This is a genomic window from Pseudomonas sp. NBRC 111130 (assembly GCF_001320485.1).
GTDB lineage: Bacteria > Pseudomonadota > Gammaproteobacteria > Pseudomonadales > Pseudomonadaceae > Aquipseudomonas > Aquipseudomonas vlassakiae.
The window spans coordinates 1-17339 of sequence record NZ_BCBG01000051.1; the positions used below are offsets into that span (position 1 = coordinate 1).

Genomic DNA, 17339 nt, shown 5'->3' on the forward strand with positions numbered 1-17339 from the left:
TGTCGCGATAGGGCCGCAACGCGGCCCCGACTTCATTGGATCCAGCGCCCTCTTGCCTGCAATCGCCAGCCAACCCACCCCAACGTTGCCGCCCGCAACGCCATGAACCCGAGAAAGGCCAACCACAACCCGTGGTTGCCAAACCCGCTCATGACCAAACCCAGGGGCAGCGCAATCAGCACCGACAGCACCATCGTGTTGCGCATCTCCCGTGCCCGGGTCGCGCCGATGAACAGCCCGTCGAGCAGGTAGCTCCACACCGCAATCAACGGCAGCAGCGCCAGATATGGCAGGTACGGGTAGGCCGCCGCCCGCACGCTATCGATATTGGTCTGCAAGTCGATGAACAGATGCCCGCCCAGCAGGAACAAGCCGGCAAACCCCAGGCTGGTGATCAACGACCACCCACAAGCCACCACCAGCGAGCGGCGTAAGGTATCCCTGTCCCGCGCACCAATGGCGTGCCCGCACAGTGCCTCTACGGCATGCGCCAGGCCATCGAGGGCGTAGGCGGTGAGCAGCAGCCCGTTGAGCAGCAGGGCGTTGGCCGCCACCGTGGCTTCGCCCAGTCGTGCGCCCTGCACGGTGATCAGCAGGAACACCAGCTGCAACGCCAGGCTGCGCAGGAAGATGTCGCGGTTCACCGCCAGCAATGGCCGCCACGCCTGCCAGCGCTTGAGCGCAGCCCAGGCGATCTGCCCGGGGTAGGCACGAAGGGCTGGCCGGGTCAGGGCCAGGCCGAGCAACGCAGCGCACCATTCGGCGACCACCGAGGCCCGTGCCGAACCCAGCACGCCCCAGTTCAGGCCGAGTACGAACCACAGGTTGAGGGCGATGTTCAGCAGGTTGGTGGTCAGCAGTATCGCCAGTGGCGCTCGAGCGTTCTGTGTGCCAAGGAACCAGCCGACCAGCGCATAACTGGCCAGCGCTGCCGGCAGGCCGAGCAACCGGGTATGGAAAAAGTCTTCGGTGGCTTGCTGCAACGCCTCGCTCGGTTGCATGGCGTGCAGGGCCAGCTGGCTGAAGGGCAGGGCAAGGAGGCCGATCAGTAGCGCGAAGGCCACGGCCAGCAGCAGCCCCTGCACCAGTACCTGGCGCAGCGCCGTGCCGTCGGCACGCCCGGCGGCCTGTGCAGCGAAGCCAGTGGAGCCCATGCGCAGGAAACCCATCAGGCCAACCATGAAAGTGAACAGCGTGGCGCCCACCGCCACCGCTCCGAGCTGGTGGGCGTGGGGCAGGTGGCCGATCACGGTGCTGTCGACCAGCGCCACCAGCGGCACCGAGATGTTGGAGAGGATCATGGGCGCTGCCAGGGCCCAGACCTTGCGGTGGGTGGGGCGGTGCTGCCAGTCGGTGGACAGTTGCGACATTGCGATTCCTGAGGCTGCGGGGGCCGCTTTGCGCCCCTTCGCGGGCAAGCCCGCTCCCCCAAGACTATCGCTGTACCCGTGGGAGCGGGCTTGCCCGCGAAGGGGCGCAAAGCGGCCCCAGTATTCGGCTGGGCGCATTGTAACGGCCAGGCAACCAATCCGCGCGAACAGGGTCTCACTTGCCGCATCGGTGAAAGTCCCACGGCCACTGTTGCGCTATAGTTGCTGCCCTTACGTACACGCTGCCAAAGAGTTACCACTCCATGCTCAACAAAGGATTGTTGCTGGCCTGCGCGCTGGCCCTGCTCAGTGCCTGTGATTCCTCGACGCCGGACAAGCCCGCGTCCCCCGACAAACCGGCCGCAAGCGCTGCGGTCGAGGCCCCCGCGGCCAAGCGGGAAGACCCTGCCGTCCTCGCCAAACGCTACGAGGGGCGCGAGCTCAGCGTGCTGGACGTCTCTGAGGTGCAACTCGATGGCGCCAGTACCCTGTCGATCAGCTTCTCGGCCCCGCTGGACGCCAAGCAGGACTTCGCCGCCAAGGTGCACCTGGTCGATACGGTCAAAGGCAAGGTCGATGGTGCCTGGGAACTCTCCGACAACCAGATGGAATTGCGCCTGCGCCACCTCGAGCCGCAGCGCAAGCTGGTGCTGACCGTCGACAAGGGCCTGCTGGCCGTCAACGGCAACAAGCTCGACAGTGAATCCGTGAGCCGCCTGGAAACCCGCGACATGCAAGCCACTGTCGGCTTCGCCAGCCGCGGTTCGTTGCTGCCCACGCGCCTGGCCGAAGGGCTGCCGGTGATCGCGCTGAACGTGCCGAAGGTCGATGTCGAGTTCTTCCGGGTCAAGCCAGAGATGCTCTCGACCTTCCTCGCCAACTGGGGCCGCAACAGCAGCCTGTACTACTACCAGTCCAAGGAAACCCTGGACATGGCCGAGCTGGTCTACAGCGGCCGCTTCGACCTGAACCCGGCGCGCAACACCCGCGAGACCGTGCTGCTGCCGATTGCAGGCATCAAGCCGCTGCAGGAGCCCGGTGTGTACCTGGCAGTGATGCGCGCCTCGGGTACCTATGACTACTCACAGCCGGCGACGCTGTTCACCCTCAGCGACATCGGAGTATCCGCCCACCGCTACCGTGACCGCCTGGATGTGTTCGCCCAGGCCCTGGAAGGCGGCAAGGCGCTCAAGGACGTCAACCTCGAACTGCATGACGACAAGGGCAAGCTGCTGGCCCAGGCCAAGACCGATGGCGCCGGCCATGCCCAACTGCCGATCACGGCCAAGGCCGATACGCTGATCGCTACCCAAGGCGTGCACACCACCCTGCTGCGGCTGAACACCGCGGCCCTGGACCTGGCCGAGTTCGACATCACCGGCCCCCAGGCCAACCCGCTGCAATTCTTCATCTTCGGCCCGCGCGACCTCTACCGCCCGGGTGAAACGGTGCTGCTCAACGGCTTGCTGCGCGACCAGGATGGCAAGCCGGTGAAGGCCCAGCCGGTCAGCGTCGAGGTGCGCCGCCCGGATGAGCAGGTCAGCCGCAAGTTCGTCTGGGAAGCTGACGCCAGTGGTCTGTATCAATATCAGTTGCAGCTGGCCACGGAGGCGCCGACTGGCCGTTGGCAACTGCTGCTCGATCTGGGTGGCGGGCGCAAGCAGGTTTACGAATTCCTGGTCGAGGACTTCCTCCCCGAGCGCCTGGCGCTTGAGCTCAAAGGCAGCGATACGCCGTTATCGCCCGACCAGGATGCGCGCATCCTGGTCAATGGCCGCTACCTCTACGGTGCGCCTGCCGCCGGCAATCGCCTGAGTGGCCAAGCCTATGTGCGCCCGCTGCGCGAAGCGGTGCCGGCGCTGCCGGGCTACCAGTTCGGCTCCGTGACCGAAACCGAATTGGCCCAGGACCTGGAACTCGACGAAGTCACCCTCGACCAGGCCGGCAAGGCCGTGGTCGATATCGAGAGCCATTGGGCCGAAGCACGCTCGCCGTTGCAGCTGACCGTACAGGCCAGCCTGCAGGAGTCCGGCGGCCGGCCGATCACCCGCCGCCTCGAACAGCCGATCTGGCCTGCCGAGCGCTTGCCCGGCCTGCGCGGCCTGTTTGACGGCGAGGAAACCGACAGCGACGGGCCGGTCGAATTCGAGGTGCTCGTGGCCGACCGTAAAGGCAACAAGCTCGCCGCCAATGACCTGAAGGTGCGCCTGATCCGTGAGCGTCGCGATTACTACTGGAACTACTCGCAGAGCGATGGCTGGAGCTACGACTACAACGAGAAATTCCTCACCCAGAGTGAGGAGACGGTCAACGTCAAGGCCGGCTCCACTGCCAAATTGAGCTTCCAGGTGGAATGGGGCCCGTACCGGGTCGAGGTCGAAGACCCTGAGACCGGGCTGGTTTCCAGCGAACGCTTCTGGGCCGGATACCGCGCTCAGGACAACGCCGAAGGCGGCGCAGTGCGACCAGACCAGGTGAAGCTGGCGCTGGACAAACCGGCTTACGCCGACGGCGCAACCGCCAAGGTCACCGTGACCCCACCTGCGGCCGGCAGCGGCTACCTGATGATCGAGTCCAGCGATGGCCCGCTGTGGTGGCAGGAAATCGAGGTGCCCGCCGATGGCAAGACTTTCGATGTGCAGCTGGACAAGCAGTGGGCGCGCCACGACCTGTACATCAGCGCGCTGGTGATCCGCCCGGGTGAACGCAAGGCCAATGCCACGCCCAAGCGCGCCGTCGGCGTGCTGCATCTGCCACTGGCGCGTGCCGAGCGCAAGCTGGCGGTCAGCCTGCAGGCGCCTGAAAAGATGCGGCCCAAGCAGCCGCTGACGGTGAAGATCAAGGCCGCCAATGCCGACGGCAGCGTGCCGAAGCAGGTGCACGTGTTGCTGTCGGCCGTCGACGTGGGCATCCTCAACATCACCGATTTCAAGACCCCCGACCCGTTCGCCAGCCTGTTCGGTCGCAAGGCCTACGGTGCCGACCAGCTGGATATCTACGGCCAGCTGATCGAGGCCGGCCAGGGCCGCCTGGCCAGCCTGGCCTTCGGCGGTGACGCGGCGATGGCCAAAGGTGGCAAGCGCCCTAATACCACGGTGACCATCGTTGCCCAGCAAAGCCTGCCGGTGACCCTGAACGACCAGGGGGAAGGCGAGGCGAGCGTCGATATTCCGGACTTCAATGGCGAGTTGCGGCTGATGGCCCAGGCCTGGACCGACGAGCACTTCGGCATGGCCGAAGGCAAGACGGTGGTGGCCGCGCCGCTGATCGCCGAACTGTCGGCGCCGCGCTTCCTGGCGGGTGGTGACCGCACCAGCCTGGCACTCGACCTGGCCAACCTGTCGGGGCGTGCCCAGCAACTGAGTGTCGAGATCCTCGCCGAGGGCCAGCTGAGCCTGACGGCCAGCGCCCAGCAGACTGTCGCCCTGGCCGAAGGCCAGCGCAGCACGCTGCTCATCCCGGTGCAGGCCCAAGGTGGCCTGGGGCAGGGCAAGGTGCGGGTGCGGGTCAATGGCCTGCAACTGCCAGGTGAACCGGCAAACACCTTCGAACGCGAATGGACGCTGGGCGTGCGCCCGGCCTACCCGGCGCTGCTCAAGCATTACCGTGTGGCCCTCAAGGACCAGCCATGGACCCTGCCGGAAAGCGACCTGGCGGCCTTCGAGCCAGCCGGCCTTGAAGCCAGCCTGGCGCTGTCGAGCCGCCCGCCCCTGAACCTCGCCGAACAGATCCGCGCCCTCGAAGCCTATCCTTACGGCTGCCTGGAACAGACCACCAGCGGCCTTTACCCGTCGCTGTACGCTGATGCCGAAAGCCTGAAACGCCTGGGCATCAAGGGTGAGCCGGCCGAGGTGCGCAAGCGCAAGATCGAGATGGGCATCGAGCATCTGCTGGGCATGCAGCGCTACAACGGCAGCTTTGGCCTGTGGAGCTCGGACAGTGAAGAAGAGTACTGGCTGACCGCCTATGTCACCGACTTCCTGCTGCGAGCCCGCGACCAAGGCTACGGCGTGCCGGCCGAGGCCTTGAAGAAGGCCAGCGAACGCCTGTTGCGCTACCTGCAGGAGCGCAATCTCATCGAAGTCGACTACAGCGAAAATGCCGAGCACACCCGCTTTGCCGTACAAGCCTATGCTGCGCTGGTGCTGTCGCGCAGCCAGCAAGCACCGCTGGGTGCCCTGCGCAGCCTGTTCGAGCGCCGCGCCGATGCCCGCTCCGGCCTGCCGCTGGTGCAACTGGCGGTAGCGCTGGACGCCATGGGCGACAAGCCGCGTGCCGAGCAGGCGCTGCAGGCGGGCCTGGGCATCAGCCGCAGCAAGGGCTGGATGGCGGACTATGGCAGCAGCCTGCGCGACCAGGCGCTGATCCTGGCGCTGCTGCAGGAAAGCAAGCTGGCCAGCAACCAGGTCGACCAGCGCCTGTTCGCCCTGTCGGACGAGCTGGCGGCCAACCGTTGGCTGTCGACCCAGGAACGCAATGCCTTGTACCTGGCCGGCCGAGGGCTGCTTGGCAAGCCGGAAGCGCCGTGGAAGGCGCGCCTGGACAGTGCCGGTGAGGTGCGTGAGTTCAATGATGTCGAGGCCGGCATGAAGCTCGAGGGGCCGTTGCTGGCCTCGCCTCTGACTGTGCAGAACGAGGGCAGCGAAACGCTCTACCAGCAACTGACCTTGTCGGGCTATCCACGCCAGGCGCCTGCTGCCGGTGGCAACGGCATGGAGATTCGCCGCGACTACCTGGGCATGAATGGCCAGCCGCTGGACCTGCATAACCTGCGCAGTGGCGACCTGGTGCTGGTGCACCTGGCGCTCAAGACCAGCGATCGCGTGCCGGATGCCTTGGTGGTTGACCTGCTGCCTGCTGGCCTGGAGCTGGAGAACCAGAACCTGGCCCAGAGCGCTGCCAGCCTGGACAACGCCAGCAGCGCGGTGAAGCAGTGGCGCGAGTCGATGCAGAACGCCAGCGTGGTGCATCAGGAGTACCGTGATGACCGCTACGTGGCGGCCCTCAAGCTCGACGGCTATGGCACCACGCACCTGTTGTACCTGGCGCGTGCGGTGACCCCGGGCACCTACCGGGTGCCGCCGCCACAAGTGGAGTCGATGTACCGGCCGAATCTGCAGGCGGTGGGGGATGGGCAAGGAGAGATGACGGTGAAAGCACGTTAAGGCTTCGCGGACCTTGTAGGAGCGGCCTTGCGTCGCGAAAGGGGTGCGAAGCGCCCCCTGGATCTCAGCCAGGCAGCTGAAATTGCCGGGGCTGCTATGCAGCCCATTCGCGACACAAGGCCGCTCCTACAATCAGTGAATGACCCAACTCATCACCCACAACCCCAACACCAGCCAGATGATCCCGAGGATGATCGAGGCACGCATGAAGGCGCGGATCGCCGAGTACAGCAGCATCAGGCCGATGATCAGGGCGAGGATGCTGAGCAGCGAGGTGTCCATGCCCAATGTGCGTGCCAGGCCATCGATGAAATTGCCCCCGGCGTTGGCCAGCAGGTTGAACAGGCCGCTCAAGGCGTCGACGATGAAGCGGATCAACGACCCCAGTGCCTGGCCAAGCCACTCGAAAAAACCTTCTACATGCATAGTTGCTTCCTGATGAACGAATCGGCACGTTTGCCGTTCCCAAGCCTTTGGCCACTACTTGGCCAGGTCGGTTCCCGATGCCAAGCTTAGCGCGGCCACGTACCCGAGCGGGAAGGCTCGTGCGTGCTGCCGCGGTCAGCATCCTGGTGTTGCTCGGCCTGTTGTGGCTGGCCGACCGCATCTGGCCGCTACCGTTGCCGGGCAACGACCTGGCAAGGGTGGTGCTGGCTGAAGACGGCACACCATTGTGGCGTTTTGCCGATGCCGATGGGGTATGGCGCTATCCGGTCAGCCCGGAGGATATTTCGCCCCTTTACCTGCAGGCCCTGTTGACCTACGAAGACCGCTGGTTCTACCAGCACCCGGGGGTCAACCCGCTGGCGCTTGCGCGGGCGGTCTGGCTCAACCTGCGCGGTGGGCGGGTAGTGTCCGGCGGCAGCACGTTGTCGATGCAGGTTGCCCGTCTGCTCGACCCGCATGATCGCACCTTGGCCGGCAAGCTGCGGCAGCTGTGGCGCACTGCACAACTGGAGTGGCACCTGTCCAAGCGCGAGATCCTGCAGATCTACCTGAACCGTGCGCCGTTCGGCGGTACCTTGCAGGGCGTGGCAGCGGCCAGCTGGGCTTACCTGGGCAAGTCGCCGCAGCAGCTGACACCCGCCGAAGCTGCCCTGCTGGCCGTGTTGCCGCAGGCACCGAGCCGCTTGCGCCCGGACCGCCACCCGGCGCGTGCCCAACGCGCCCGCGACAAGGTGTTGCAGCGCCTGGACGAGTACCAGGTGTGGCCGGCGCAACAGATCAAGGAGGCGGTTGAGGAACCATTGCTGCTGGCCCCGCGTCAGGAACCCGCGCTGGCTCCGTTGCTGGCGCGGCGGCTGTACACCGCTGACAGCCCGACGTTGATTCGTACTACCCTCGACGCCTCCTTGCAACGACGCCTGGAAGACCTGTTGCTGGGTTGGCGGGCGCGCTTGCCGGAGCGCACCTCGGCGGCGATTCTGGTGGTCGAGGCCCAGACCATGGCGGTACGCGCTTACCTGGGCTCGATCGACCTGAACGACGAGCGCCGTTTTGGCCATGTCGACATGGTCCGCTCATTACGCTCGCCCGGCTCGACGCTCAAGCCGTTTCTTTACGGTCTGGCCATGGATGATGGCCTGATTCACTCCGAATCGCTGTTGCAGGATGTGCCGCGGCGCTACGGCGACTATCGCCCCGGCAATTTCTCGATGGGCTTCAGCGGCCCGGTCTCCGCCAGTTCAGCGCTGGCGCTGTCGCTCAACTTGCCAGCGGTGCAATTGCTCGAAGCCTATGGCCCCAAGCGCTTTGCCGCGCAGTTACGCATGGCCGGCGTGCCGTTGGCGCTGCCGCCGTTGGCCGAGCCCAACCTGGCATTGATTCTGGGCGGTGCCGGCAGCCGTCTGGAGGACCTGGTAGGCGGTTATGCGGCACTGGCCCGGGGTGGCAACAGTGCGCAGGTACGCCTGCAACCGCAGGATCCCTTGCTGGAGCGCCAGTTGATGTCGCCAGGCGCGGCCTGGATCATCCGGCGCATCCTCAGTGGCCAGGCGCGGCCCGACCGTGACCCGCATGCCGAACTGGTACAGCGGCCGCAATTGGCCTGGAAGACCGGCACCAGCTATGGCTTCCGCGATGCCTGGTCGATCGGCGTCGGGCCGCGCTACCTGATCGGTGTCTGGATCGGTCGCCCCGATGGCACGCCCGTGCCCGGGCAGTTCGGCCTGGCCTCGGCGGCCCCGCTGATGCTGCAAGTGCATGACCTGCTGAGCAACCGCGACAGCCAGCGAGGCATCCGGCTGCCAGTGGAACGCGTGCCGGACAGTGTTGGTGTGGCTGCCATCTGCTGGCCGCTGGGCCAGCCCATGAACCGGCAGGACCCGAACTGCCGGCGCCAGCGCTTTGCCTGGACCCTCGATGGCACCACGCCTCCCACCTTGCAGGCCGCCGACCAGCCGCTTGGCCTGGGGCTGCGCGAAAGCATCTGGGTCAATGCCCAGGGCCTGCGCGTGGACGGCAGTTGCCCCGGGGCCAAGGCGCTCGACATCGCTTTGTGGCCAGCGCCCCTTGAACCTTGGTTGCCACGCGTCGAGCGGCGTGCAGCGCGGCTGCCGGCGGTGGACCCGTGCTGCCCGCCACAGGTACCGGCCAGCGCGCCGCCGCTGTCGATCGTCGGCGTGCGCCCCGGCGACCACCTGCGGCGCCCAGCCACCAGCAGCGAACCCTTGCAGTTGCATGTGTCTGCCCTCGGCGGTGGCGGGCGGCGCTGGTGGTTCCTCAACGGCCAGCCGCTGGGTGAAAGCGAAGGGCAGGGCAGCATGCTGGTGCGGTTCGACCAGGCCGGGCAGTTCGAGATCAGTGCCTTGGACGAAAGTGGAGAAACCGCGCGGGTGGCGTTCCAGGTCAACGAGTAGGGTTCGACGTTTACAAGGGCAGCACCTACGCTTGCACGTGACGGGTGAGGCCGGCGACGCCCCGGTACCCAAGGGATTGTGGAGCGACCTATGCGTCTTCTGCTGATGCCCCTGCTGCTGTCGCCCTGGGCCAGTCTGCTGCTTGCCGAGCCATTGCCGGTGTTTCTCGACGGCCATGAATACGAGCGCCGCCTGCCCAGCGCGAACCTGCCGATCGATGCCTACCGCCCCCGTGCTGCGGACCTGCACCTGGCGCCGCCCATGATCGCCACCGGGACGCCGCCACGGGCGACGCGTTTCGTGCTGCACAAGGTGCGCTTCGAGGGCGGGACAGTCTACCCGTTGAGCGAATTGCGCGAGCATTACCAACCCTTGATTGGCCGTGAAGTGAGTGTTGGCGAGCTGCAGCAGTTCACCGAGCGCCTGACCCAGCGCTACCAGCGCGACGGCTACCTGCTATCGCAGGCCTACCTGCCGGATCAGGATTTTGCCGATGGTCGCGTGCAGGTCGTGCTGGTCGAGGGGTATGTCCACGACGTTCGACGGCAAGGCGATGTCGGGCCCGCTGGCGCCTACCTCGAGGCGCTGCTGGAGCACTTGCGGGCGGAACGCCCTCTGACCCGGGCGACGCTCGACCGCTTCATCGGCCTGGCCCAGCGCATACCCGGTGTGACCTTGCAGGCTGACCTGGATCGGGCGGAGCACAGTGATGGGGCCGCGCAGCTTACCGTGCGGGCCTGGCGCAAGACCTTCGATATGGCAGTGGCGTTCAGCGATGGCAGCCGCGATGGCCCGCAGGGGTTGTTCAAGGTGTCCAGCAATGCCCAGACGCGTTTTGCCGAGCAGTTGACGGCCAGCGTGTTGCTGCCACCGGGTGATGACCACAGCCATTACCAGCGCCTGGATTACAGCCAGCACCTGGATGCACAAGGCAGCCAGCTGCTGCTTTCAGCCGCTCGCTACCGCAGCGAGCCGGGCACACCTGTGCGTGCGGTGCATGGTTCGCAATTCTTCCGGCGGATAGAAAGCGAGCGTTATGCAATCGGGCTTGGCCAACCGGTGATCGTCACGGCCGATGAATGGCTGGCGATGACAGGGCATGTGTATGCGGTCAGTGAGCATGACGAAGCGCTCAACGGTGTCCGGGCACGCATCGACACCTCTGTACGTGCGCTGTCGTTCGAAGGCGACTGGCGCAAGGTCGAGGCCGGGCGGTTTCGCTGGGTCAGCGCCGGGGTGTATCAGGGGCTGGATTACCTGGGCGCTCGCACCGATGCGGATTACGACATGGACTTCCTGCGCTTTCGCGTGGCCGGGTTGCAGAGCGACCCGCTGTCGCAACGCTGGCAGGGCGTGCTGTCAGGCGCCTTGTACTGGACCGATGACCGGCTGCCCGACAGCGAGCATGCGGTCTTCGGCGGGCAGCATTTCGGTCATGGCTATCCGCAGGATCAGGCGGCGGGTGACAAGGGCTGGGGTGTCGCCTACGAGCTGAACTACAGCATTAAGCGTGGCGCTGGCTGGGTGCGGCTGATGCAGCCGTATGTGCTGCTGGATGCTGCGCAGGCCTGGTACAACGGCGGACCACTCGAAGATGCCAGGATGCGTTCCGTGGCGTTGGGTGTGCGGCTGGGGGAGGGGCGGTACGGCAATGTGGCGCTGGAGGTGGCCAAGCCACTGGCCGATGTGGCCTTGGACAGCATGAGCAGAAGCCCACGCTGGACGGTGAGCTTCAACTACCGGTTGGAGTGAATCCAGGCGATACCGGCCTCATGGAACGCCTGGGAGGCTCTTAGTGCGTGGTAAACCGCTGGTGCACAGGAGACGAACTTGGCGTCAACGCCAACGCCAGTTGGGTGCGGTTGTGCATGTGGGTCAAACGCAACACTTGCGACACATACAGCTTCACAGTGTTCTCGGTGATCCCCAGTTCGCAGGCAATCTGGTAGTTGGTCTTGCCCTTGCTTACCAGCCGGGCGACCTCCAGTTGCCGCGGAGACAGCTTCTCGAACGCTGCCGGCAGATCGCCTTCGGACTCTTCCACGACATCGGTGGCGCGACGGTGAACGCCCTGGCCTCGGGCTTTTTCCAGGTCCTGATACAGCTCGTCTATGGAACCGGCCAGGTCCTGCAGGCGCTGGTTGAGGTTGCCCAGGTCCTGGAGATTGGATCTGCGCTCCCGTAGCACTTGTTCCTGGCGGCGCACGCCCTCGAGCAGTTCGTCGAAGTTCATGGGCTTCTGGTAGTAATCGGCGAAACCTTCACGCAGGGCGCGGATCACGTCCTGCTTGTCGGCGCGCCCGGTAAGCATGATGGCTTCGAACATGCGCTGGCGCCCGGCAATGTCCTTCAGTGCCTGCATGAGCTCGATGCCATCGCGTTTGGGCATGTGCAGGTCGCACAACACCAGGCCAATCGTGTCGTCGGCGATGAACCGTTCGATGGCTTCGTCGGTGGAGTGGGCCGCAACGCAAGGGTGGCCCTCGGACAGCAGGAATTCACACAATTGTTCGACGATCAGCGGCTGGTCATCCACTACCAGAACTTTCACATCACTCAATGACTTGGTCACGATCAACTCCCTGTTCGTAAATGACCCTGGCTCCCGAGCCAGACGCACTGGCAGCTTAAAAAATAGACGCTGCCTGCGATTCTGTACAAGTCTTGTACAAGTGATCGGACCGTTTGAATGCTCATTGGATCCATACGGCAGTCAATAAAAAGCCTGCCAGCACGTAGGGCACGAATGCTTGTTTGTCGCCCATTTGTTCAGTGAGTGTGGCCAGGCGCTTCTTCACCTTGGGGTTGAGCAGCGTCCAAAGGCGCCTGCGGGTCAGCAACCAGAGCACCACGCTGACCCCGGCTCCGATGAAGGTGCCGAGCACGTATTGCGGGCTGGTAGCAAGCGCCAGCGCCCCCATCAGCTTGACGTCGTCGGCGCCGAAGCGGCCCAGCATGTAGCCTGGCAGCGTCAGCAGCATGACAATGGCCAGGGCCCAGCCGGCGTCGCTGGCATCGGCGCCGATCCATGAGTGGCCCGTGGCAAACAGCCAGACCAGTGCGCCAGCGGCGAAACCCAGGGTCAGCATATTGGCGATCTGGCGTTCGCGGATATCTTGTTCGGTGCACAAGGCAAGCCACATCAAAAGAACAATGCTTTGCATCGGCAGGCCGCCTTTCCCATTCGTTGAACACTGCTACCCGATCAGTCAGGTTTCCTAATCAGGGTAGACGCGATCTGACGAACGGGCATGGTCGACCGGCAAAAAGGTCGTTGCAGGTGCGGTCCGGTGTCGCGAAAAGGGCCGCGAAGCGGCCCCCTGCGATTGGCTTACTTGACCCGGCCCGGAGGGTAGTTGCCGAGCACCTGGGCAACGGTCTTCTGAATGGCGCTGTTACGCTCGTCGGGGCCAGGCGGATAGTTGTTCATGATCTGTTCGGCACTGCCGCGCCAGACCAGTTTGCCGTCACGGCCATCGAACATGTCGATCTGGATGGTAGCCACCTTGTAATCGACACTGCGGGTTTCGTTGTACATCGGCCCGCCCCAATAGCCGTTCCAGTAGCCGCCCCAAGCCCCGCCATAGTTGGTGGTGATCTGCTGCTGGCGTTGTTCGACGATCAGGTAGGCGCGGACGGTGACGTCAGGCCGGGCATTACCCTGGGCTGGGCGCAGACCACGCTGGTCGAGCTGGTCGGTGACCGCGGCACGGATGCGTTGTTCGGTCAGGTCGCTCTTGATGCGTGGATCATCCGGGCGATACTGCAGGCCCGGTTCCTGCCATGCCCAGCTGCGGTAGGCAGCGAAATCGCGGCTGGCATCGAAATCCTGCTGAACGTTGTTGCTGGAGCAGGCGGCCAGCAGCAGCGCGAATGACAGTAGAACGAGGCGGCGCAACATGATGGTTCTCCGTTAGGCGTTAACTGGGAGGATAGCCGCTGAGCGCCTTGTGAACCGATTCGCGCAGGGCGGTCTCGCGATCGCGCGGCGAGCCTTTGTCGCTGCCGCTTTCAGCGCTGGCGCTCCACACCGGCTGGCCGTTGCGGGCATCGAACAGGTCGATGCGCACCACCATCACCTCCACTTCGTAGGTGCGTACGACCGGCACGCTGCCGTAGGCGCCGTAACCATTGCGGTAGCCGCCGAAACCGACACTGCCGTAGGGGTACGGGCCGTAATACGGGTCGTAGTAGTCATAGTCGCGCACCTGGCGCAGGCGCCGTTCCAGGCGCATGTCGGCGCTCACCAGCAGGTCGCCGGTGGCGCCGCGAGCAGGACGCAGGCCATGTTGGTCGAGGGCACCACTGACGGCGTCGGCGATTTGTGCCGGGTCGGCGTCGGCATTGCCGCTTGGCAGCTGGCCGTCGCGCCAGCTCCAGCTGCGGTAGTGGCCATAGTCACGCGTTGGCGCCGGGTAGGCACTGGCGTCGAAGGAGTTGGCCGCTTGCGCAGGGGCTGGCGGCAGCGGGCGGCTGCTGGCCACGTAGGGGTTGCTGGCCTGACAGGCGGCCAGGGCGAGCGGCAGCAGGGCCAGGCACATCTGACGGTACGGCATGTATCCCTCCCGGAGGGCGCAATCAGCGGGGGCGGCACACCCAGTGCAGGTAGCGGCCAAGCCCGGCAAAACTTGGGTGACGGCGGTGGGCCAGTTCCATTTCCAGCAGGTCGAGCAACTCGGCCTTGTCCTGGAATTCCTTGGGCATGTAGTCATGGAAGACGCGCACGCCGCTCTCGCTTTCAACGTGCCACACCCCCTCAAGTTGCGCCTTCAGTTCCCGTGGATCAAGCGGTTTTTGCGGGGTCAGGCTTTGCTTTTCACCTTCCAGGCGGTTGCTGCGCAACTTGCGGAAATGGCCCTTGAGCAAGTTGCGGTAGACCAGCGCATCGCGGTTGTAGAACGCCAGCGACAGCCAGCCCTCCGGGCTGGTCAGCTGGTGCAGCACCGGCAGGATGCTCTGCGGTTCGGCCAGCCATTCCAGCACAGCGTGGCAGAGCACCAGGTCATAAGGCTCGGTGAGCTGGCCAAGCAGCTCTTGCCAGGGCGCCTGGATGAAGGTTGCCGATTGGCCCGCTTCTGCGAAGCGTGCCCGGGCGCCCTCCAACATCGGCGCGGCGGGTTCGGCCAGCGTTACATCGTGCCCGCGCTGGGCCAGCCACAAGGCCATGTGACCGAGGCCTGCGCCGATGTCGAGCACCCGCAACGGTCGGTCGGGCAGCGCGTCGGCCAGGTCGGCCTGGAGCACGGCTAGGCGAATGGCACCTTTGGCACCGCCATAGATCTTTTCGGCAAAGCGTGTGGCCAGTTGGTCGAAGTGACGGTCATTCATCGTGCGAAACGCCTCTCGCTGTCGGCCAGCTTGGCGCGCACCACCTGCTCCATGTCCAGGCCCAGCTCGCTGCACAGCAGCAACAGGTAGAGCACCACGTCGCCGACTTCCTGGCCGGCGTGGGCCAGCTGCTCGGCGGGCAGCTGGCGCGATTGGTCCTCGCTCAGCCACTGGAAGATTTCCACCAGCTCGGCCATTTCCACGCTGGCCGCCATGGCAAGGTTCTTCGGGCTGTGGAAGCTGCGCCAGTCATTGTTGTCGCGGATCCGATGCAGGCGTTCGGTGAGTTCTTGCAGGTTCATCTGGGTCTCCTAATGCCGCATAGCTTCTGCCCAGGCCCGATGCAAAGCAAGTGCAATCAGGGCGCTAGAGCACGGCCCAGCGCCCGACCATGTGCAGCACCCCACCCTGTCCGTCCAGCCTCAATTCACCCGCCGGCCCCGCTTCGCTGGCGCTCAGGACAACCTCCGATGGCAAGCGCACCGGTTTGCGGAAGTCCACCGCGAAGCGATAACCACTGTTGGGCATATGCGTGCGCAGGGCTGCCAACGCCATGGCATTGCTCCACATGCCATGGGCGATGGCCTTGGGGAAGCCGAACAGGCGAGCGCTGACGGCACTCAGGTGAATCGGGTTGTAGTCACCACAGACCTTGGCGTAGCGCCGGCCGATATCACTGTCGGCATACCAGCGGGTGACCTCCGGCAGCGCCGCGGGCTCGGTTACCTGGCTTTCGCCGAACGGCTCCTCCAGCTTCAGGCCACGCACCAGCATACGGCTGGTTTCACGCCACAGCAGGCCCAAGCCATCCTCGGCTTCGGTGACTAGGTCAAAGGTGCCGCCCTTGGCATGGGCCTGCAGATTGTCGGCGTACGCCGCAAAGCGCAGCCCGTCGATGCCACCCAGCGGGCGGAGCACGTCGATGCGGTTGTGCAGGTGCACCAGCCCGAGCAACGGAAAAGGGAAGTCGTGGGCGGTCAGCAGTTGCAGCTGAAGGGTGAACGCCATTATGTGTGGGTAGGTGCCAGGCAGGCGGCCATCGTCGGTGAAATGGCAGAGCCGACGATAGGCCGCCAGGTTGCCGGGCTGCACTCGGATAAAGCTGCGCAGACCGCCGGCGGGCAGGGTAGCGCCGCTGATCTTGCGTTTGCTGGCGGCGCGCAGGTAGAGGCTGGCGCGTGAGTCCGGGCTGTGCAGGTCTTGCCATTGGCGGCTCATGTTCAGGCCCCCATCAAGGCCTGGCCGCAGACGCGCAGCACTTGGCCGTTGACCGCGCCAGAGCCTGGCTGGCTAAGCCAGGCGATGGCTTCGGCGACGTCCTGCGGGCGCCCTCCCTGGCCCAGTGAACTCAGGCGCCGCCCGGCCTCGCGCAGGCCAATGGGCATGGCGGCGGTCATGTGGGTTTCGATGAACCCAGGCGCCACCGCATTGATGCTGCCGCCGCGCTCGGCAAGCTTCGCTGCCCAGGCCTCGGCGAAGCCGATCAGGCCGGCCTTGCTCGCGGCATAGTTGGCCTGGCCGCGGTTGCCGGCGATACCGCTGACCGACGCCAGCAGGGTAATACGTGCGTTGTCGCCCAGCGCACCCCCGTCATACAAGGCTTGGGTCAGTACCTGCGGGGCCTTGAGGTTGACTGCCAGTACCGCGTCCCAGTACTCCGGGGTCATGTTGGCCAGGGTCTTGTCGCGGGTAATGCCGGCGTTGTGCACGACGATATCGATGCCCTCGGGCAGGGCTTCGAGCAGTTTCGCGGCGGCATCGCTGGCGCAAATGTCCAGGCCCAAGGCCTTGCCACCCAGGCGTGCGGCGAGGGCGTCGAGCTCCTGCTGGGCCTGGGGCACGTCGAGCAGCATCACCTCGGCGCCATCACGCGCGAGGGTTTCGGCGATGGCGGCGCCGATGCCGCGTGCAGCGCCCGTGACCAGCGCGCGACGGCCACCGAGCGGGCGGGTCCAGTCTTCGACCTGGGTTGCGCAGGCCTGCAGGCGCAGGACCTGGCCGGAAACAAAGGCGCTCTTGGGTGACAGGAAGAAGCGCAAGGCCCCCTCGAGCTGAGCTTCAGCGCCCGTCGCCACATACAGCAACTGCGCCGTAGCGCCGTTGCGCAGCTCTTTGGCCAGCGAACGGCAGAAGCCTTCCAGGGCGCGCTGGGCGACGCTGGCCATCGGGTCGTCAAGGGATTCAGGCGCACGTCCAAGGATTACCACGTGGGCACACGGGGCGAGGCTGCGCAGCAGGGGCTGGAAGAATTCGCGCAATTGTTTCAACTGGTCGCTGTCGGACAGATGGCTGGCGTCGAACACCACGGCCTTGAGCTTCGGCCCCAGGCCGGCGACCCAAGCGGGGGCCTGCAAGCCGTCGCCATTGAAGCTGAACAGCGTTTCGGTCAGGCGCGGGGCGATGGCCTCGACCTGATTCGCCAGTGGCCCGCCACCCAGCACCAGCGCGCCCTCCACCGGACGCAGGCGGCCCGCCTGCCAGCGCTCCAGCGGCGCTGGGCGCGGCAGGCCAAGGGCATCGACGAGGCGGCGCCCGAGCTGGGAGTTGGCAAAGCCGAGATAGCGATCGCTCATGTGCGGGTCTCCAGAAGGCAAGCTTGCAAGTGTGGACCAAGTTTG

13 protein-coding genes are annotated in these 17339 nt (G+C 65.5%); 3 read left to right on the top strand and 10 right to left on the bottom strand.

Going from position 1 to position 17339, the window contains the following annotated elements; translation table 11 throughout:
* Positions 1-32: 32 nt before the first annotated feature.
* Positions 33-1370, bottom strand: coding sequence for an MATE family efflux transporter (locus APH33_RS19750; RefSeq protein WP_054886775.1), 1338 nt, complete (start codon positions 1368-1370; stop codon positions 33-35).
* A 263-nt stretch (positions 1371-1633) separates the two neighbouring features.
* Here APH33_RS19750 and APH33_RS19755 point away from each other — a divergent pair, with 263 nt between their 5' ends.
* On the top strand, positions 1634-6535 hold the full coding sequence (locus tag APH33_RS19755; RefSeq protein ID WP_054886776.1) for an alpha-2-macroglobulin: 4902 nt from the start codon (positions 1634-1636) through the stop codon (positions 6533-6535).
* 132 nt (positions 6536-6667) lie between these two features.
* Here APH33_RS19755 and APH33_RS19760 read toward each other — a convergent pair whose 3' ends face one another.
* Positions 6668-6961 (bottom strand): hypothetical protein, encoded by a 294-nt coding sequence (locus APH33_RS19760; RefSeq protein ID WP_012270337.1) that lies wholly within the window; start codon positions 6959-6961, stop codon positions 6668-6670.
* Positions 6962-7038: 77 nt separating this feature from the next.
* Between APH33_RS19760 and pbpC the strand changes: the two genes are divergently transcribed.
* On the top strand, positions 7039-9393 hold the full coding sequence (pbpC, locus tag APH33_RS19765; RefSeq protein ID WP_054886777.1) for a peptidoglycan glycosyltransferase PbpC: 2355 nt from the start codon (positions 7039-7041) through the stop codon (positions 9391-9393).
* Between the two features lie 90 nt (positions 9394-9483).
* The gene (locus APH33_RS19770; RefSeq protein ID WP_054886778.1) at positions 9484-11145 is read left to right on the top strand and encodes a ShlB/FhaC/HecB family hemolysin secretion/activation protein; all 1662 of its coding nucleotides are present in this window, start codon (positions 9484-9486) and stop codon (positions 11143-11145) included.
* A 40-nt stretch (positions 11146-11185) separates the two neighbouring features.
* Here APH33_RS19770 and APH33_RS19775 read toward each other — a convergent pair whose 3' ends face one another.
* From APH33_RS19775 to APH33_RS19810, 8 genes are all read right to left on the bottom strand, one after another.
* Entirely contained in the window at positions 11186-11971 is a 786-nt protein-coding gene (locus tag APH33_RS19775) for a response regulator transcription factor (protein WP_371263266.1), read from the bottom strand.
* Between the two features lie 115 nt (positions 11972-12086).
* Positions 12087-12557: an A24 family peptidase gene (locus APH33_RS19780; protein ID WP_054886780.1), complete on the bottom strand. Its 471-nt coding sequence runs from the start codon at positions 12555-12557 to the stop codon at positions 12087-12089.
* A gap of 167 nt (positions 12558-12724) precedes the next feature.
* On the bottom strand, positions 12725-13294 hold the full coding sequence (locus APH33_RS19785) for a DUF4136 domain-containing protein (RefSeq protein ID WP_054886781.1): 570 nt from the start codon (positions 13292-13294) through the stop codon (positions 12725-12727).
* 19 nt (positions 13295-13313) lie between these two features.
* Complete coding sequence (locus APH33_RS19790; RefSeq protein ID WP_054886782.1) at positions 13314-13949, bottom strand: DUF4136 domain-containing protein; 636 nt, start codon at positions 13947-13949, stop codon at positions 13314-13316.
* A gap of 22 nt (positions 13950-13971) precedes the next feature.
* Positions 13972-14721, bottom strand: coding sequence for a methyltransferase domain-containing protein (locus APH33_RS19795; protein ID WP_054886783.1), 750 nt, complete (start codon positions 14719-14721; stop codon positions 13972-13974).
* Positions 14718-15023, bottom strand: coding sequence for a MazG-like family protein (locus tag APH33_RS19800; RefSeq protein ID WP_054886784.1), 306 nt, complete (start codon positions 15021-15023; stop codon positions 14718-14720). Before APH33_RS19800 ends, APH33_RS19795 begins: the two co-directional genes overlap by 4 nt.
* A 64-nt stretch (positions 15024-15087) precedes the next feature.
* Positions 15088-15939: a MaoC/PaaZ C-terminal domain-containing protein gene (locus APH33_RS19805; protein ID WP_054886785.1), complete on the bottom strand. Its 852-nt coding sequence runs from the start codon at positions 15937-15939 to the stop codon at positions 15088-15090.
* Between the two features lie 2 nt (positions 15940-15941).
* Positions 15942-17294: a 3-oxoacyl-ACP reductase gene (locus APH33_RS19810; protein ID WP_054886786.1), complete on the bottom strand. Its 1353-nt coding sequence runs from the start codon at positions 17292-17294 to the stop codon at positions 15942-15944.
* Positions 17295-17339 lie beyond the last annotated feature (45 nt).